This is a genomic window from uncultured Methylobacterium sp., from assembly GCF_964244095.1.
Taxonomy (GTDB): Bacteria; Pseudomonadota; Alphaproteobacteria; order Rhizobiales; family Beijerinckiaceae; genus Methylobacterium.
The window spans coordinates 20,297-38,477 of the sequence record NZ_CAXTHR010000025.1; the positions used below are offsets into that span (position 1 = coordinate 20,297).

16 protein-coding genes are annotated in these 18,181 nt (G+C 66.6%); 11 read left to right on the top strand and 5 right to left on the bottom strand.

Translation table 11 applies throughout. The features are described 5' to 3' along the window. Positions 1-94: 94 nt before the first annotated feature. Positions 95-1,636, bottom strand: a complete 1,542-nt coding sequence (locus tag ACFE86_RS06325; RefSeq protein WP_375454474.1) for an MATE family efflux transporter — start codon at positions 1,634-1,636, stop codon at positions 95-97. 456 nt (positions 1,637-2,092) lie between these two features. Here ACFE86_RS06325 and ACFE86_RS06330 point away from each other — a divergent pair, with 456 nt between their 5' ends. Continuing rightward, positions 2,093-4,021: a methyl-accepting chemotaxis protein gene (locus tag ACFE86_RS06330; RefSeq protein ID WP_375454475.1), complete on the top strand. Its 1,929-nt coding sequence runs from the start codon at positions 2,093-2,095 to the stop codon at positions 4,019-4,021. A gap of 102 nt (positions 4,022-4,123) precedes the next feature. On the opposite strand, the gene ACFE86_RS06335 is transcribed toward ACFE86_RS06330, so the two are convergent. Continuing rightward, on the bottom strand, positions 4,124-6,007 hold the full coding sequence (locus ACFE86_RS06335; protein ID WP_375454476.1) for an ABC transporter ATP-binding protein: 1,884 nt from the start codon (positions 6,005-6,007) through the stop codon (positions 4,124-4,126). Between the two features lie 152 nt (positions 6,008-6,159). On the opposite strand from ACFE86_RS06335, the gene ACFE86_RS06340 reads away from it, so the two are divergent. The 4 genes from ACFE86_RS06340 (at position 6,160) to ACFE86_RS06355 (ending at position 9,730) form a co-directional block, all read left to right on the top strand. Beyond that, a complete protein-coding gene (locus tag ACFE86_RS06340) occupies positions 6,160-6,621 on the top strand; it encodes a tRNA (cytidine(34)-2'-O)-methyltransferase (RefSeq protein WP_375454477.1) in 462 nt (153 codons plus the stop codon). A 38-nt stretch (positions 6,622-6,659) separates the two neighbouring features. After that, positions 6,660-7,586: an oxygen-dependent coproporphyrinogen oxidase gene (hemF, locus tag ACFE86_RS06345; protein ID WP_375454491.1), complete on the top strand. Its 927-nt coding sequence runs from the start codon at positions 6,660-6,662 to the stop codon at positions 7,584-7,586. Next, positions 7,577-8,701 carry an ATP-dependent RecD-like DNA helicase gene (locus tag ACFE86_RS06350; protein WP_375454492.1) on the top strand — a complete coding sequence of 375 codons (1,125 nt, stop codon included), beginning with the start codon at positions 7,577-7,579 and terminating at the stop codon, positions 8,699-8,701. The genes hemF and ACFE86_RS06350 overlap by 10 nt, the downstream gene beginning before the upstream one ends. 360 nt (positions 8,702-9,061) lie before the next feature. Then, positions 9,062-9,730 (top strand): hypothetical protein, encoded by a 669-nt coding sequence (locus tag ACFE86_RS06355; RefSeq protein ID WP_375454478.1) that lies wholly within the window; start codon positions 9,062-9,064, stop codon positions 9,728-9,730. 265 nt (positions 9,731-9,995) lie between these two features. On the opposite strand, the gene trpB is transcribed toward ACFE86_RS06355, so the two are convergent. Next, complete coding sequence (trpB, locus tag ACFE86_RS06360) at positions 9,996-11,216, bottom strand: tryptophan synthase subunit beta (protein WP_375454479.1); 1,221 nt, start codon at positions 11,214-11,216, stop codon at positions 9,996-9,998. 230 nt (positions 11,217-11,446) lie between these two features. After that, positions 11,447-12,412, bottom strand: coding sequence for a c-type cytochrome (locus ACFE86_RS06365; protein ID WP_375454480.1), 966 nt, complete (start codon positions 12,410-12,412; stop codon positions 11,447-11,449). A gap of 293 nt (positions 12,413-12,705) precedes the next feature. Here ACFE86_RS06365 and ACFE86_RS06370 point away from each other — a divergent pair, with 293 nt between their 5' ends. The 4 genes from ACFE86_RS06370 (at position 12,706) to ACFE86_RS06385 (ending at position 16,286) form a co-directional block, all read left to right on the top strand. Further along, on the top strand, positions 12,706-13,449 hold the full coding sequence (locus tag ACFE86_RS06370) for a 3-deoxy-manno-octulosonate cytidylyltransferase (RefSeq protein WP_375454481.1): 744 nt from the start codon (positions 12,706-12,708) through the stop codon (positions 13,447-13,449). A gap of 10 nt (positions 13,450-13,459) precedes the next feature. Further along, positions 13,460-14,332: a prephenate dehydratase gene (locus tag ACFE86_RS06375; protein WP_375454482.1), complete on the top strand. Its 873-nt coding sequence runs from the start codon at positions 13,460-13,462 to the stop codon at positions 14,330-14,332. A 98-nt stretch (positions 14,333-14,430) separates the two neighbouring features. Continuing rightward, positions 14,431-15,426 (top strand): ParA family protein, encoded by a 996-nt coding sequence (locus tag ACFE86_RS06380; RefSeq protein WP_375454483.1) that lies wholly within the window; start codon positions 14,431-14,433, stop codon positions 15,424-15,426. Then, complete coding sequence (locus tag ACFE86_RS06385) at positions 15,426-16,286, top strand: SIR2 family protein (protein ID WP_375454484.1); 861 nt, start codon at positions 15,426-15,428, stop codon at positions 16,284-16,286. Before ACFE86_RS06380 ends, ACFE86_RS06385 begins: the two co-directional genes overlap by 1 nt. A 29-nt stretch (positions 16,287-16,315) precedes the next feature. Here ACFE86_RS06385 and ACFE86_RS06390 read toward each other — a convergent pair whose 3' ends face one another. Next, positions 16,316-17,041, bottom strand: coding sequence for a tyrosine-protein phosphatase (locus ACFE86_RS06390; protein WP_375454485.1), 726 nt, complete (start codon positions 17,039-17,041; stop codon positions 16,316-16,318). 179 nt (positions 17,042-17,220) lie between these two features. Here ACFE86_RS06390 and ACFE86_RS06395 point away from each other — a divergent pair, with 179 nt between their 5' ends. Together ACFE86_RS06395 and ACFE86_RS06400 are read left to right on the top strand one after the other, a co-directional pair. Next, positions 17,221-17,727 (top strand): GNAT family N-acetyltransferase, encoded by a 507-nt coding sequence (locus ACFE86_RS06395; RefSeq protein WP_375454486.1) that lies wholly within the window; start codon positions 17,221-17,223, stop codon positions 17,725-17,727. Positions 17,728-17,841: 114 nt separating this feature from the next. Next, positions 17,842-18,181: inorganic diphosphatase (locus tag ACFE86_RS06400; RefSeq protein ID WP_375454487.1), on the top strand; the 340-nt coding region annotated here is incomplete at its 3' end.

Below are 18,181 nucleotides of genomic sequence, written 5' to 3' on the forward strand. Positions count from 1 at the left end.
TGCGAACGGCGCGGCAGCGGGCGGGTCTTGCAAGATCCGCGGCGGGGCGCCCGTGGCGTCGGAAAGTCGGCTGAACCAAGGCCGGATCAGAGCATCATTGGTCTCTTCGGTGCAATGCGACCGCGCGTCGCCGGAAGTCAAGCCGGGCTGCGCTGCCGCCTCGCAGGGACGCTTTCGTTATCATGGTCCCGCCCCGAGGGCCTCCGGTGCCGGTTGCCGCGTGCGGTCCGGCCGCAGGCCCGATCCGCGTCAGCCGGTGCCAGCGCGCCGCCAGCAGGACCGCCACGACGAACAGGCCGGCGCAGAAGCCGAGCCAGATGCCGGTGCCTTCGAGCCCCGCGCCCCAGGCGAGCCCGGCGCCCAGGGGTACGCCGATCCCCCAGTAGCCGCCGACCGCGATCAGCATCGGAACCCGGGTGTCCTGCAGGCCGCGCAGCATCCCGAGCATCACCGACTGCACCCCGTCGGCGACGGCGAACAGGGCGGCGAGGCCGAGGAAGCCGACCGCGTAGGGGATCACCGCGGCGTTCTCCCGCGCGTCGAGATCCAGGAACAGCCCGATCAGGAGGCGCGGCGCGCCGAGCTGGGCGCTCGCGCACGCCACCATGAAGCCGAGGCCGAGCGCCAGCGCCACGTGGCCGGCCCGGCGCATCCCGTCCGCGTCCTGCGCCCCCCGGCGCAGGCCGACGCGGACGGTCGCCGCCTGCGCCACCCCGTTCGGCACCATGAAGCAGATCGCAGCGACCTGGATCGCGACCGCGTGCGCCGCGAGCTGGCGCGCGCCGAACAGGCCCATTCCGAGCGCGGCCGCCTCGAACAGCCCGGCCTCGGCGAGCCCCGTGGCCGCCATCGGCAGGCCGAGGCGGAACACCGCCGACAGGCCGGCGACGTCGAACCGCCAGACCCGGTGCAGCAGCCGGAACCGCCGCAGGGACGCATCGCAGCAAATCACCGCCAGGAGCACGGCCAGGGTGAAGAACGCCGCAGCCGTGGTCGCGATGCCGACGCCCACGAGGCCGAGGCCGAGCCGTCCCGTCCCCTCGAAGGCGAGCCAGAGCCCGAGGACCACGTTGACCGGCAGCGCCAGCAGGCTCGCCGCGAGCGGCCAGGCCGGCCGCTCCAGGGCGGAGAACGTGCCGCGCAGCACCATGAACAGCAGGGACGGCCACATCGCCCATTGCAGCGCCCGCACGTAGCGACCCGCCGCCTCCGTCAAGTCCGGCGGTTCGCCGAGCACGTCGAGCAGCGCCTGCGTGTGCCACAACCCGATCATCAGCGGGACCGATACCAGGCTCGCCGCCCAGAACCCGGCCCGCACGAGGCGGCGGACCGCGTCGGTCGCGCGCGGATCGCGGCCCAGCGCCTCGGCGATCAGCGGCGCCACCGCCGAGGTCAGGCCGATGCCGCAGATGAACAGGATGAAGTACAGGCTCGTCGCGAGCGTCGCCGCCGCCAAGTCCTGCGCGCCGAGCCGACCGAGCAGCACCGTATCGGCGGTGATCAGGCCGTGCTGGGCGAGGTTCGTCAGGACGAGCGGGGCGGCGAGTGCGAGCGTCGCGCGGATCTCCCGGCGCCAGGGCCGGGGGCGAGGCGCCCGTGCCCGCGCGGCGGACACCGCGAGGCCGCATGTCGTCATGGGTCCTGTCCCTGTTGTCCGTCCGCGCCGCAGCCTTCCCGAAGCCACGCCGGCTCGCCCAGGACCGCACGGCGCGGAAAGGTCCCTCGGGGGCCTGCCGTCCGCGCACCGTCCAGGGCGGCACGCAGGGCTGCGTGGACTGCCGATAAAGCAGGATGATGACGATGTGGGTAGCACCGGCCCGTGCGGGAAGGCAGCGGCGAGCCGACATCGCCGAAGCGCGGCCGATCCGCATCGACGCAGGCCATCGATGCAACGCTCGGCTTCCCTACGAAATGCCGCATCCAGCACCGCTGAGCTCGGCGTCACGGTGCGGCAAGCGTTCCCGTAAGACGATGTTAGTGGGTCACCCGGCACGACCGGACCTGCGTTCCGCGTAATCCTGGAAGGGACGTCAGAGCGGAGTCGCATTCGATGAGAAATCCGGTGGCCTTGCACGGGATCGCAGGAAAGCTGGTGACGGCCCTCGTGGCAGCCTCCCTCGTCTCCGCCGGCGCCGTCGGGCTGCTCGGCTATCGCCAGCAGAGCGAGGCGAGCGACCTTGCCATCAGCACGGCGCTGCTTCGGCGCTACGAGGCCGTCTCCGCCGCGATGGCCGAGCAGGGACAGCGCACCCTCGCGGCGGCCGTCCCGATCGCCGCGGACCCGCGCGTGGCGGCAGCGTTCGCGCGGGAGGATCGCCCCGGGCTCCTGGCGCAGTTCACGCCGATCTACCCGGCCTTGAAGGCGCTGAACCTCGACTTGGTCAGCTTCCAGCGCGCCGACGGCACCAGCTTCGCGCGCCTGCACACCCCCGACATCCACGGCGACGTCGTCACCACCCGCCGCCTGACGGTCAAGGAGGCGATCGCCACGGGCCGCGCCGTCACGGGCATCGAGCCCGGGCGCGACGTCGTCAGCATCTTCGCCGTCGTGCCGACCTTCCATGAGGGCCGTCTCGTCGGCGTCGTCGACATCGGCTCGGCCCTCGGCCAAAGCTTCCTCGCCGACCTGAAGCGGCGCCTCGGCATCGACATCGCCGCCCACGTCCGGCAGGACGAGGGCATTCGGACCGTGGGCGCGACGTTTGCCGAGAAGACCTTGCTGCCGGCCGCGACGCACCGGGCCGCCCTGACGCTCCCGACCGCTTGGCAGGCGGTGACGCTGGGCGACCATCCGGCCGCGGTGCTGGCCGGCCCGCTCAGGAACTACTCGGGTCAGGCGATCGGGACGATCGAGGTCGCCCTCGACATCTCCGCCTTCGTCGCGGCGCGTCACCGCGCCCAGATGTTGCTGCTAGCCGTGCTCGGCGCCGTGGCGGTCGCCGCAATCGGGCTCGCGCTCGCCCTGAGCCGCCACCTCGCCCGTCCGATCCGGGCGCTCGGCGACGCCATGACGGCGCTGGCCGGGGGCGAGCACGACCGCGCGGTCCCCTCGATCGGCCGGGCCGACGAGATCGGCGCCATGGCCCGGTCCGTGGCGGTGTTCCGCGACGGGCTCGTCGCGCAGGCGCGGCTGGAAGCCGAGAAGGCGGCCGACGATCTGTCGAAGATGCGGCAGGCCGAGCGGCTGAGCGCCCTGATCCGCGGCTTCGAGACGTCGGTCGGCGAGGTCGTCGGCAGGGTGTCCTCGTCCGCGACCGCGCTTCGGGCGACCGCGCATCTCCTGACCGATTCGGCCCGGGAGGCGACGGTCCAGGCGAGCACGGTGGCGGCGGCCGCCGAGGAGGCCGGCACCAACGTGAGCTCCGTGGCGAGCGCGGCCGAGGAGCTGGGCGCCTCCGTCGGCGAGATCGGCCGTCAGGTCGCCCACTCCCTGCACCGGTCCGAAGCCGCGGTCGCCGAGACGGATGCCGCCGCCGCCATCGTCGCCGAGCTGAGCCGGTCGGCGACCCGCATCGAGGACATCGTCGGCCTGATCTCCGGCATCGCCGCGCAGACCAACCTGCTGGCGCTGAACGCCACCATCGAGGCCGCCCGCGCGGGCGAGGCCGGCCGCGGCTTCGCGGTGGTGGCCCAGGAGGTCAAGGCCCTGGCCGAGCAGACGGCGAAGGCGACGGGCGACATCTCGGGCCAGATCGTCGGCATCCAGGGGATGACCCGCCGTGCCGTCGCCGCGATCGGCGGCAGCGCGCAGACCATCCGCGGCATCAACGGCGTGGCCGCCGCGATCGCGACCGCCGTGGACCAGCAGGGGGTCGCGACCCGCGAGATCGTCGGGGCGGTGACCCAGGCGGCGCTCGGGACCGGCGAGGTCACGGCGAGCATCGGGGTCGTCTCGCAGGCGGCGGCCGAGACCGGCACCGCCGCGGCGCAGGTGCTCGGTGCGTCCGAGGCGTTGGCGCGGGAATCCGACACCTTGCGCGGGCAGGTGCAGGACTTCCTCGCCGACGTCCGGGCCGCCTGAGGGTCCCCACGGCGATCAGTGCTGCGTTGGACCGTCCTGTCCGAGTGGAGCACCGCCTTGCGGATCGAAGCACGGATCGCCGTAGGAGCCCTGAGGCGGCGCCTACTCGGCCGCGTCCTCGTAGCGGGCGGCAGGACCGGCCTCCGCCACGCGATCGGGCAGGAAGCCACCCGATTGCCGGGCCCAGAGCCGCGCGTAGAGGCCGCCGCTGCCGATCAGCGCGGCGTGGGTCCCCTCCTCCACGATGCGACCCTCGTCGATGACCACGAGGCGGTCGAGCGCCGCGATGGTCGAGAGCCGGTGGGCGATGGCGAGCACCGTCTTGCCCTGCATCAGCGCGTCGAGGCTCTCCTGGATCGCCGCCTCGACCTGGCTGTCGAGCGCCGAGGTCGCCTCGTCGAGGATCAGCACGGGCGCGTCCTTGAGGATGACGCGGGCGATGGCGATGCGCTGGCGCTGGCCGCCCGACAGCTTCACCCCGCGCTCGCCGACCTGGGCGTCGTAGCCGCGCCGGCCCTTGTGATCGACCAGATCCGCGATGAACCCGTCGGCGTGCGCGAGTTCGGCCGCCCGCGCGATCTCGGCCTGCGTCGCGTCGGGCCGGCCGTAGGCGATGTTGTCGCGGATCGAGCGGTGCAGCAGCGAGGTGTCCTGGCTCACCATGGCGATGGCGGCGCGCAAGCTCTCCTGCGTCACCCGTGAGATGTCCTGGCCGTCCACGAGGATGCGCCCGCTCTCGACGTCGTGCAGGCGCAGCAGCAGCGAGGTGATCGTGGTCTTGCCCGCGCCGCTGACGCCCACGAGCCCGACCTTCTCGCCGGCGCGGATGTGCAGGTTGAGGTCCTCGATCACGTTGGCGTCGCCGCGCCCGTAATGGAAGCCGACGCTCTCGAAGCGGATGTCGCCGCCCGAGACCTTGAGCGTCCCGGCACCGGGCGCGTCGACCAGCCCGTGCGGGCGCGCGATGGTCTGCATGCTCTCCTGGATCACGCCGACGTTCTCGAACACGCCGCGCACCGTCTGCATCACCCAGCCCGACATCGCGATCAGCCGCAGCACTAGGGCGAGGCCGGCGGAGGCCTCGCCCGTGCTCATGCCGCCGCGCTGCCACAGCAGCAGCGAGGCGCCGGCTGTCGCGAGCAGCAGGGCGCTGTTGAGGACGCCGAGCAGGGTCGTGGTCGAGGTCACCAGCCGGAACTGGTGCAGGTAGGCCGACGTGTGCACCTCGACCGCGTCGCGCACGGCGGCGCGCTCCTCGCGATCGCGGGCGAAGAGTTTTACGGTGAGGATGTTGGTGTAGCTGTCGACCACGCGCCCGATCAGCGCCGAGCGCGTGTCGGCCGTCCTGTGCGAGCGCGCGCGGGCACGCGGCACGAACCACGTCGTCAGCGCGGCGTAGGCCGCGACCCAGGCGAGCACCGGCAGGGTCAGCCACAGGGAGATCGAGCCGAACAGGCCGATCGCGGTGATCGCGTAGATCGCCACGTAGAGCAGCGTGTCGATGAACACGACGGCGAGTTCCCGCACCGCCGGCCCGACCTGAACGACGCGGTTGGCGAGCCGTCCGGCAAAATCCGCCTGGAAGTACGAGAGCGAGTGCCCGAGCGTGTAGAGGTGCGTGCGCCAGCGGATCTGGTTGGTCGATTGCGGCACGATCACCTGGTTCGAGAGCAGTTCGTGCAGCCAGATCGAGACCGGGCGCACCACCAGCACGAGGGCGACGGCGAGCCCGATCGCGACGCCGTGGTCGGTGAGCACGTTGGCGCGGTCGGCGGTGGCGAGCAGGTCGATGAACCAGCGCATCAGCAGGTAGAGGGACGCCTCCACCGTGCCGGCCACCACCGCGATCACGAACAGGCACGCCAGCGCCCCGCGGATCGGCCGTAGGTAGAAGGCGGCAAAGCCCAGCACGGTGTTCGGGGGCATCCGTGCCTCGTCGAAGGGCGCGAACGTGTCGATGCGGCGCTCGAGCCAGTCGAGGAACATGCTTTTGCGGTGCTTTGCGTCGGGGGGCGGAAGCCGGCATGTAAGCCTGCGCCCGTGCGCGCCAAGCGCGGAGCGATGCCGCAGCGCGGCAGGGCTGCCATGCGCGCCGGACCGGTTCGGCCGGACGGGCGCGACCGGGAATCGCGAAAACCATGCTGCGCCTCGCCCTGTACCAGCCCGACATCCCGCAGAACGCCGGCACGCTGCTGCGCATGGCGGCCTGCCTCGGGCTCGCGGTCGAGATCATCGAGCCGGCGGGCTTCGACGTGTCCGACCGGCACCTGCGCCGGGCGGGACTGGACTACCTCGACCACGTCGCGATCACCCGGCACCGCTCCTGGGCCGCGTTCTGCGCGTGGCGCGCGCGGGAGAACGTCCGCCTCGTGCTCGCCACCACCGCGGGCGCCCTGCCCTACACGACGTTCGCCTTTTCCGACGGCGATTGCGTGCTGATGGGCCGCGAATCGGCGGGCGTCCCCGAGGCCGTCCATGCGGCGGCCGATGCGCGGGTGGTCGTGCCGATCCGCGAAGGGATGCGTTCGCTCAACGTCGCGGTGGCGGCGGCGATGATCTGCGGCGAGGCGGTCCGGCAGGTGGGGCCATCCGCGAATTGACGCCGCCGGAGCGGGATGGGACATCCCGTGCCATGACGATGCCGGACACCACGCCCAGCCCGCCCCCCCTGCCCGAGGCCGAGACCACGGCGCTGAAGGCCGAGGCGACCGCGTGGTTCACGACGCTGCGCGACCGCATCGTCACCGCGTTTGAGACGCTGGAGGCGGAGGCCGCCGGCCCGTTCCACCCGGACGCGCCGGACGCACCGCAGACCTTCATCAAGACCCCGTGGGAGCGCACCGACCACACCGGCCGGCCCGGCGGCGGCGGCACCATGGCGATGCTGCACGGCCGCGTGTTCGAGAAGGCGGGCGTCCACGTCTCGGCGGTGCACGGCGAGTTCGCCCCCGAGTTCCGGGCGCAGATGCCGGGTGCTGCGGAAGACCCGCGCTTCTTCGCCACCGGCATCTCGCTGATCGCGCACCCGTGGAACCCGAACGTGCCGACGGTGCACATGAACACCCGGTTCGTGGTCACCACGAAGACGTGGTTCGGGGGCGGGGCCGACCTCACGCCGGTGCTGGAGCGCCGGCGGACCCAGGACGACCCGGACACGCGGCACTTCCACGCCTGCCTCAAGGCCGCCTGCGATGCCCATGCGCCGGCTGCGGACTACGAACGGTACAAGGCGTGGTGCGAGGAATACTTCTACCTGCCCCACCGCAAGGAGCCCCGCGGCATCGGCGGGATCTTCTACGACTACCACTGGACCGGCGATCCGACGGCGGACCTCGCCTTCACGCGGGATGTCGGGGGCGCCTTCCTCGCGGCTTATCCCGAGATCGTCCGGCGCAACGTGGCGACCCCCTGGACCGAGGCGGATCGCCTGGAGCAGCAGGTGCGGCGGGGCCGCTACGTCGAGTTCAACCTGCTGCACGACCGCGGCACGATCTTCGGCCTCAAGACCGGCGGCAACGTCGCCTCGATCCTGTCCTCCCTGCCGCCCACCGTGCGCTGGCCGTGAGCGATCTTCCGAGCAGCTTCGCGCCGCAGCAGGATGCGGCGCTCAAGAGCATCGCCGCGTGGCGCAGGGCCAAGGACGCCCCCCAGGTGTTCCGCCTGTTCGGCTATGCCGGCACCGGCAAGACCACGCTGGCCCGCCGCATCGCCGACGACGTCGAGGGCTCCGTGGTGTTCGGGGCGTTCACCGGCAAGGCGGCCTCGGTGATGCGCGCCAAGGGCTGCGGTGATGCCGCGACGATCCACTCGCTGATCTACCGCACCAAGGAGACGGAAGAAGGCGGCCCGGCCTTCACCCTGAACCGGGCGGGGCCGGCGGCCAAGGCCGACCTCATCGTCGTCGACGAGTGCTCGATGGTGGATTCGGATCTCGGCCACGACCTGCTGTCGTTCGACAAGCCGGTGCTGGTGCTCGGCGACCCGGCCCAGCTCCCGCCGGTGCGCGGCGGCGGGTTCTTCACGGAGGCCGAGCCCGACGTGATGCTGACCGACGTCCACCGTCAGGCCAAGGACGACCCGATCGTCCGCATGGCGATGACGGTGCGTGAGGGCGGACGCCTCGAACTCGGCGAATACGGCGCCAGCCGCGTGGTCTCGCGCCGCTCCATCGACCCGGCCCAGGTGCTCGACTGCGACCAGGTGCTGGTGGGCCTCAACAAGACCCGCCGGCTCTACAACGGGCGCCTGCGGGAGCTTGCCGGCCACGTCGACCCGATGCCGGCGGTGGGCGAGAAGCTGGTCTGTCTCAGGAACGACCGCACCAAGGGCCTGCTCAACGGCTCGACCTGGACGGTACAGGCGCTCCGTGCGCCGCCCCGCCCTGACACGATCCGCCTCGACGTGGTGCCGGAGGACGATCCCGGCTCGCGCAGGCGGGCCATCGACATCAAGGTGTTGCGCGCCGTCATCACCGGCTCGGAGGAGGAGATCCCGGCGTTCCTGCGCCGCGAGACCGACGAGTTCACCTACGGCTACGCGCTCACCGTGCACAAGGCGCAGGGGTCGCAGTGGGACAAGGTGGTGCTGTTCGACGAGAGCTACGCCTTCCGCGAGCACCGGGCGCGGTGGCTTTATACGGGGCTGACGCGGGCGGCGCAGGCGATCACCGTGGTGGTGTAGGCGCGGGGCCCTCCCCCACCGTTCATGTCTCGGTTCGACGCGCGACTGGAAAGTCCGCACTGGATGGATTTTCACCCTTCGGTTTCCACCCCTGAGAGTGGCTGCTATCTGATCCAATTCGAACATTTCGCACGGGATTTCTACAAGGGTTAAGCCGTTGTTTTCGCTGATTAATCGCGCTGTGCAGAATTATTGATTTATGCACAGATAAACACGGAATTGCTGAGATATGCGTTCGTTAGCCGCTGATCTCACGCTTCGATTATAAAAGCGTTCAATAGGTTCGGAGCAAAAGCAATATTTTGCCATAATTTATTGTTTGAATTTTCTGTTTTCATGCGTCGACCGAAAGCTCTAGTTATGACAGATGATCCATCTGGCCGTGTCGCAAGCTCAAGAACTACGTCTTTCCAAGACGGTTCACAGCTTCATCGCCACTACAATAGCTCCGGTGTTGAAGTTGGCACAAAGTACAGTCCTGGGAAGTGTGGGGTAAGTGATCTCGACATTATTGTACTTTTCTTCAAGTTTATATTATTATTATTAAATCCGCTTAGGCCATTATTCTATGTGGCACTTACGATAATTGCTGTTTGTGTTTGCATATCTAATTATAACTATAACCATCCTGATTGCCATGCAACTCGATGTGATTTTTCTCAACAGCTGAAAACTGAGTACCGCGTGTATAGCGCTTACGATAAAACAGGAAATATTTCTTCATCCGATGCAACAGAGCTTCAGAAAAGCCTGCCAAACTTACAAATGTGCGGCGGAACAAACGTCTGGAAACAGAGTGCTGGTGATAAAAAGTGTTATACTAATTCGACAGGCAGCGTATGGAAAGACACATTCATAACAAAGAGAGATCGGGAGTTTATGATAATAGCGGGGAAAGACTGCGAGCCTCCTGTGCGTGCGTATGGAGGTATAGTGTTCATGAAAAGCCCGATTTGTAAAAACGGAAAGATAGAGGGCAGAGGGATATATTTCGGATATCCAGAAAAGAAGACTGGTCAGCCCTCGTGAAAGCGAGGCTCGCCAATGTCGATCGACACCAGCTTCTGGGGCATTGGGTGTTTCCATAATGAGAGCTTATGCGAACGACCGCGCTAATTCGGCCGTGTCCGATCCAATGTCGATTTCGATACGCTCTTCGCTTGGCAGCCTTCGCGGCTAAGCAGTCATTTATTCGCATATTTGAGAATGGCTAGTGGATCGAGAGCAGCCGGTCTCGCCGGGACAAACTGCAAGATTGGAATGCCATCCTTGAACGGGCGCGAGAGCGCCTCGCTCACAGCGTCGTCCCAAAGATCTCCGCCACCTGCGGGATGTCCTTGTCGCCGCGGCCGCAGAGGTTGACCACCATGAGGTGGTCGGCGGGCCGCTCAGGCGCCATCTCCAGCACCTTGGCGAGCGCGTGGGCCGGCTCCAGCGCCGGGATGATGCCTTCCAGCAGCGAGCACAGCTTGAACGCGTTCAGCGCCTCCTGGTCGGTCGCCGAGAGGTAGGTGACGCGGCCGGCCTCGTGCAGCCACGCATGCTCCGGGCCGATGCCGGGATAGTCGAGGCCGGCCGAGATCGAGTGCGCGTCGCTGATCTGGCCGTCCGCATCCTGAAGCAGGTAGGTGCGGTTGCCGTGCAGCACGCCCGGCCGGCCGCCGGAGAGCGAGGCCGCGTGCAGGCCCGACGACACGCCGTGGCCGGCGGCCTCCACGCCAAAAATCTCGACCTCGCGGTCGTCGAGGAAGGGATGGAACAGCCCCATCGCGTTCGAGCCGCCGCCGATACAGGCGAAGAGCGAATCGGGCAGGCGCCCTTCCGCCTCCAGCATCTGCTCCCTGGCCTCGCGGCCGATCACCGACTGGAAGTCGCGCACCATCGCCGGGTACGGGTGCGGGCCGGCCACCGTGCCGATGCAGTAGAACGTGTCGGCGACGTTGGTGACCCAGTCGCGGAGCGCCTCGTTCATCGCGTCCTTGAGGGTCCTGGTGCCGGACTCGACCGGGATCACCTCGGCCCCGAGCATCTTCATGCGGAAGACGTTCGAGGCTTGGCGGGCCACGTCGACGGCGCCCATGTAGACCACGCACTTCAGGCCGAACCGGGCGCAGAGCGTCGCGGTGGCGACGCCGTGCTGGCCGGCGCCGGTCTCGGCGATGATCCGCGGCTTGCCCATGCGGCGCGCGAGCAGGATCTGCCCGAGCACGTTGTTCACCTTGTGCGAGCCGGTGTGGTTCAGCTCGTCGCGCTTGAAGTAGATCTTCGCGCCGCCGCAATGCTCGGTCAGCCGCTCGGCGAAGTAGAGCGGGCTCGGCCGGCCGACGTAGTGCTTGAGGTAGCCGTCCATCTCCGCCTGGAAGGCCGGGTCGGCCTTGGCCTGCGCGTAGGCCTCCTCCAGCGACAGGATCAGCGGCATCAGCGTCTCGGCCACGAAGCGGCCGCCGAAGATGCCGAACCGGCCGCGCTCGTCGGGGCCGGTGCGGAACGAGTTCGGGGGGGGTGAGAGGGTCACGGGTCGTGTCCTTGGTTCGCGGAGGGGTTCGCGACGCGGGTATCGCGAAAAATCCGTCCGGGCGCGCGAGGCGGCGCCGGGTCCGCCGATGTGGCCCCGGTTTGCTGAGGAAAGCCCCCCCGGTCAACACCGGGTGCGCGCATGGCCGACGGGCCGACGGTCGCGGCCGTGAAAGCGCGAAGGCCGGGCTTGGGGGCCCGGCCTTCGTTGCGAGTGCGCCGGCGCGCCGGCTATTGCGGCTTGTCGGCCGGTGCCCCCTGGTCGCTGCCGTTCGCCTTGAGGTCCTGCGCCTTCCCCTCGGCGGCGGCGTCGGCCTTGGCCGGCGGCAGGGTGGCGGCCGCCGGCGGCGCAGCCGGCGCCGCCGGCGCGGCGGTGCTCGGCGACGGGCCGCTGCTCTCGGCCGGCGGCTTCTGCTCGACGGCGTTGCGGTTCTCGTTGCTGGTGGCCGGCGCGGGCGCGCCGGGCGGCTTCTCGGTGACGGGCTTGACGCTTGCGGCGTTGATGTCGGCGGGCTTGGCCGGGCTGTCCTTGCCCTCGGACGCCTTGCCGGTCGCCGGCCTCTGGGAGGTGGGCTTGTCCGCCGGCTTGGCGTCGGCGCTGCCGGCGGCGGGCTTGGCCTCGGCAGGGTTGGTGTCCGTAGGCTTGGCCTCGGCCGCCTTCTCCGCGGCCGGCAGCGGCTTCGGCGCCTCGGACAGGGTGCGCAGGTAGGCGATCACGTTGCCGCGCTCCTGCGGCGCCGCGATGCCGGCATAGGCCATCTTGGTGCCCTTCACGTAGGTCTTCGGGTTCTCCAGGAACCCGTCGAGGTCGGCGTAGGTCCAGGCGCCGCCCTTCTCCTTCATGCCGGCCGAGTACTCGAAGCCCTCGTGGCCGCCCTTCCTGCGCTCGACCACGTCGTAGAGGTTGGGGCCGACCTTGTTCGGGCCGCCCTTCTCGAAGTTGTGGCACGCCTGGCACGCCTTGGTGCCGCCCTGGCCCTTCTCGATGTTGGCGCTGGCGAGCCGCACGGCGATCGGCTCGACTTTGGCGGCTTCCGGCGCGGCCGCGGCCTCCTCCTTGGCCTCGGGCAGGTCGTAGCCGGCTGTGCCCGCGGGCTTGGGATGGTAGATGAGCTCGGCGATAAATCCCGATCCGACCGCGAACAGCAGGACGCCGAGGACCGCACCGGCCACCTTGTTCAGCTCGAACGAGTCCATGCTCTCTACAACTCCTGTCGCGCTGCGGGGGGCGGGCAAGGCAGCGACCGGCCTGAGGGTGCCGGACTTTGGAAGATTTCGAGGGTGCTTAGCCGCTCCGGGCCGATCTTGACAATGGCGGAGTGCGCCACGCTCCGCGTCCGATTGGTCGCGGGCCCGCGACCGGACACGGGACAGGACCGCGAAGGCGCCGTCCGGGGCGAGCCTTCATGACGGCGGCGTCGATGACAAGCCGGCGGTCGCCTGCTAAGCACCCGCCCGCGGCTCGACGGCCGGCACCGCAGATCGTCCCGATGTCCGATCCCCTCGTCCTGATCCCCGCCCGGCTCGCCGCGACCCGCCTGCCGAACAAGCCGCTGGCGCTCATCGCCGGGGAGGCGATGATCGTCCATGTCTGGCGCCGCGCCGTCGCGGCCGGCCTCGGTCCGGTGGTGGTCGCCACCGACACGCCCGCGATCGCCGCCGTGATCGAGGCGGCGGGCGGCGTCGCGGTGCTGACGCGGGCCGACCATCTCTCGGGCTCCGACCGCCTCGCCGAGGCCCTGGAGATCGTCGATCCGCAGGGGAGCCACGACGTCGTCGTCAACGTGCAGGGCGACCTGCCGACGATCGACCCGCGCGCGATCGGCGCCGCGGTCGCGCTGCTCGCCGACCGCGCGGTCGACGTCGCGACGCTGTGCGCGCGCATCACGGAACCGGCGGAAGCCGACGACCCGAACGTGGTCAAGCTCGTCGGCCACCGGGTCGGCCCGGAGCGGCTCCGCGCCCTGTACTTCACCCGCGCCCGCGCACCTTGGGGCGACGGGCCGCTGTTCCACCACATCGGCCTCTACGCCTATCGCCGCCGGGCGCTCGCGCGCTTCGTGGCGCTGCCGCCGGGCGAGCTTGAGACCCGCGAGAAGCTGGAGCAGCTCCGCGCCCTGGAGGCCGGGATGCGCATCGACGCGGCGATCGTCGACGACCTGCCGCTCGGCGTCGACACCCCCGCCGACCTGGAGCGTGCCCGCGCCCTGCTCTCGGCCAGACGGCTCAATTGAGTCCTTTGCGATGACCGATTCCCGAACCATCAGCTACCAGGGCGAGCCCGGCGCCAACTCGCACATCATCTGCACGCAGGCCTATCCGGACTGGACGGCGCTGCCCTGCCCCACCTTCGAGGACGCCTTCGCGGCGGTCACCGAAGGCCGGGCGCAGGCCGCGATGATCCCGATCGAGAACTCGATCGCGGGGCGCGTGGCCGACATCCACCACCTGATCCCGACCTCGGCGCTCAACATCGTCGCCGAGCACTTCCTGCCGATCCACTTCCAGCTCATGGCCTTGCCCGGCACCCGGATCGAGGACGTGACCTCGGTCCACAGCCACGTCCACGCTCTCGGGCAGTGCCGCCGCATCATCCGGCGGCTCGGCCTCAAGGCGGTGGTCGCCGGCGACACCGCGGGGGCGGCCCGCGAGGTGATGGAGGCGCACGACCCGACCCGCGCGGCGCTGGCGCCGGCGCTGGCGGCCGCGGTTTACGGCCTCGACATCCTCGCCCGCGACGTCGAGGACGAGGCCCACAACACCACCCGCTTCGTCGTCTTCCGGCCCGGCGCCGCGCCGGCGGCGGCGGGCGCCGGCCCGACGGTGACGAGCTTCGTCTTCCGCGTGCGCAACATCCCGGCCGCGCTCTACAAGGCGCTCGGGGGCTTTGCCACCAACGGCGTCAACATGTCGAAGCTCGAGAGCTACATGGTCGAGGGCCAGTTCACCGCGACGCAGTTCTACGCCGAGGTCGACGGCCATCCCGACGAGCCGGGGCTCGCCCGGGCGCTGGACGAGCTCGCCTACTTCTCGCGCGAATTGCGAGTGATCGGGACCTACCCGGCGCATCCGTTCCGCGACGCGGCGGGCCGTGGAGTAGGTTGGCCACGTTGCTGAAAGAGCAGCTTTACAATTAACTTTGAACATATACATATATTGTTACGCATTGATAATGAAAATTTCTTCGATCCTTCAAAAACAATCCGGGAAAACAAATGAAATCGATCGCTTTCTTTAATAACAAGGGGGGTGTGGGTAAGACGACACTGCTTTGTAATGTAGCCTCGCATCTCGCTCTTGAGCGAGACAAAAAAATTCTCGTCATTGATGTTGATCCTCAATGCAATGCAACGCAGTTAATGCTTGATGAAGAAGATGTTTTGGCAATATATGACGATAACAAGTCTTTTACAATTCATAGTATAATACATCCTCTGTCTATAGGTAAAGGATATTCTGACACTATTATACCAAGATTTGTCGCTGATTATGGGGTTGATTTAATACCTGGAGATCCTCGACTTGCGTTGAAAGAAGATTTACTTTCTAAAGATTGGCAAGATGCTATTGCGGGGGATATTAGAGGCTTAAGGACGTCAGTTTTATTTTCAGAATTACTGGGTAGATGTTCTAAGTATGACTATGTATTATTTGACATGGGGCCGTCTTTAGGTTCAATTAATCGTTCAGTTCTTTTAGCGTGTGATTTCTTCTTAAGTCCGATGTCGATTGACATATTCAGTTTGAAAGCTATCGAAAACATCTCGACATCAATTCAAGAGTGGAAGCGACGCCTTGCACATGGAGTGGCACAGGTAGATCAAACTTTAAAAGATGATATACCTGGAGGAAGTAGTTTCAAAATTATGTTTGCAGGTTATGTTGCACAACAATACATTCAAAAAACTACAAATGGGGAAAAGAGAGCGGTGGCAGCTTACGAAGCAATCATGAAGCGCATACCAAGAAGTATTAAATCAAATTTTATTGAGAGATTACAACCCGACCAGCCCGACATTAACTATGAAATTGGTACTATTCCCAATCTTTATAGTTTGATTCCAATGTCACAATCTGCTCACAAGCCGATATTTGCATTGAAAGCAAAAGATGGAGTGAGGGGTGCCCACTTCAACAAAGTTCGAGATGCAGAAAAAATTTATAAGAAAATTTCCTACCAGCTCATTAAAAACGTTGACGAGCTTTCCTAATGAGCATCGCTTGGCCGCAAACCTTGAAGGAATCTATTGCTCGGCGAAGGGCAGTTTTGTTAATTGGATCAGGTATTTCAGCAAACTCCAAAGCAGATGACGGAAGTCGCCCCCCAACTTGGGGTGCTTTTCTTGAGCGAGCGTATCTTCTTCTTGGAAGACGTGTTCCACATATTGCGAATGCCCTTAAACACTTTAACTATCTTGAGGCGTGCGATTATTTAAAAAGCGAGCATGGTGCAAATTGGCATGAAGTTGTTCGATCTTCTTTCGTAAAACCGAACTATAAACCTGCTGATATACACGAGCACATATTTAATCTAGATTGTAGAATTGTTGCATCGCTCAATTTTGACCGTATTTATGAGTCCTATGCTTTACCTGCAAGCGACGGAACGCTTATTGTGAAAAATTATTATGATGCTGATATTCGACAGGTAGTGAGCGGCTACGATCGGTATGTAATAAAACCTCACGGATCTATTGATACTATATCACGTATGATTTTTACCTTGGAAGATTATGCAAAAGCTAGGGTTAAGCATGCGCCCTTTTATGAATTGATGACCTCTCTGATTCACACCCATACCTTTCTATGTATTGGTTGCGGGTTGTCTGATCCAGATATGAAAATGATATTTGAGGATTATCGATATAAACACGGAGAGTGCCCGCATTTTATGACTTTATCCAGACCATTTGTTCAAGAAGAAATTAATTTGGTTCAAAAGACCAGAGGGATAAATGTATTAACTTATTCCGCACGAGATGGTCATGCAGAATTAACAAAATCAATTCAAGAGTTGGTGAATGAAGTTGCAGTTATAAGAGATGTCGTGGCAGATTTAAGGAGCTGGTAATTTCCTCTTATCAGATTAGATAGAGCATTTTACTCCCGCTTCATTACCCGATCCACCACCACATCCGACCAGAAGCCCGGCCGGAAGTCGCGCTTCAGCGCCTCTGCGTCGTAGACCGTCTCGACCCAGGTGAGGAAGTCGAGCCCCCGCGCCTCGCCCTCGACGGCGTAGCGGGCGAAGAACGCGTCCAGGATGCCGGTCTTGGCGAAGCGGAAATGGCCGTAGCGGGCCGAGAGCTGGCGGGCGGCTTCCGAGACCGGCCGGCCCTCGTGCAGGATCAGGTAGAGCGCGGCCCCGAGCCCCGCGCGGTCGGCGCCCGACTTGCAGTGCATCACCGCCGGGTACGCGACCTGCGCGAAAAAATCGCGGGCGGCGAGGATCGTCTCGCGCGCCGGGGCCTCGCGCGAGCGCAGCACGAACTCGACGAGCGTCAGGCCGTGGCGGGCGCAGGCCTCGCGCTGGAGCGGCCAGGAGCCGTGCTCGCGCCCGCCGCGCAGCGAGATCACCGTGCGCACGCCCTCGCTGCGGAAGCGCGCGAGCTGGTGCGGGCCGGGCTGGGCCGAGCGCCACATCCCGCCCGTGCCGACCCTGTGGCGGTTGAGGTAGACGATGCGAAAGATGCCGTGATCGACGAACAGCATGCTGGCCCAGGCGCTCAGCCGCGCGCGCACGCCGCCGATCGGCCGCTCGAAGCGGGCGATGCGCGCCATGCGCCGGGCGTAGCGGGTCTCGGGCTTGAGGAAGCGGTTGAACACGGGCGCTCGGGCGTCTTTGCGAAGCCGTCGCCTCTACCAGGGCGCCCCCGGGGCGGCAATTCGGCACCGCCCTTGCCTTTGCCGTAGCTGCCTTCTGTTCGCCCCGATCGGGGTCGAACCTGACTGCGCCGCGCGGGGTGCCTGCCCGAGCGCATCGCGAAACGTCCAGGGGTCCGGCCATGAGCACCCGCACCACGAGCATCCGCCGGGCCCGCAACGCGGATGCCGGCCCGCTGTCGGCGGTGTTCGACGCGGCGTGGCGCGAGGCCTATCGCGGGATCATCCCCGGCGTCGCCCTGGAGCGGCTGATCGCTCAGCGCGACGGCGCGTGGTGGCGCTCCACCCTGCGCCGCCGCCGGCCGGTCGCGGTGGTCGAGACCGCCGAGACGGTGGTCGGCTACGCCGCCTACGGCCGGGCCCGCAGCCGCTCGCTCGGCGTCGAGGGCGAGATCGACGAGCTCTACCTGCTGCCCGAGTACCAGGGGGTCGGCCTCGGGCGGCGCCTGTTCAAGGCGGTCCGCAACGATCTTTCCGACCACGGCCTTCCCCGGATCGGGGCGTGGTCGCTGGAGGACAACGCGCGGGCGGCCGGCTTCTACGAGGCCCTCGGCGGCCGGCCCGGCCCCAGGGCCCTCGACCGGGTGGCCGGCGTGCCGCTGCCGAAGCTCGGCTACCTGTTCGGCTGACGGTTCTTCGCGATCGTCGCGGGGCGCGACGGCGCACGGATTTGCTTCGCGGCGCAACCGCCTTATGAGACCGGCCCGACGGGGCGAGGCCCCGCGATCCGGGACGCCGCCGCCATGATCATCGACAACATCGCGATCGGGAAGAACCCGCCGCACGACGTCAACGTCGTCATCGAGGTGCCGCTCGGGGGCGAGCCGATCAAGTACGAGATGGACAAGGAGGCCGGCGCGCTCGTCGTCGACCGCTTCCTCTACACGCCGATGTTCTACCCCGGGAACTACGGCTTCATCCCGCACACGCTGTCGGGCGACGGCGACCCCTGCGACGTGCTCGTGGCCAACACCCGCGCCGTGGCGCCGGGCGCGATCATGAGCGTGCGCCCCGTCGGCGTCATGGTCATGGAGGACGAGGGCGGCGAGGACGAGAAGATCATCGCCGTGCCCTCGCGCCACC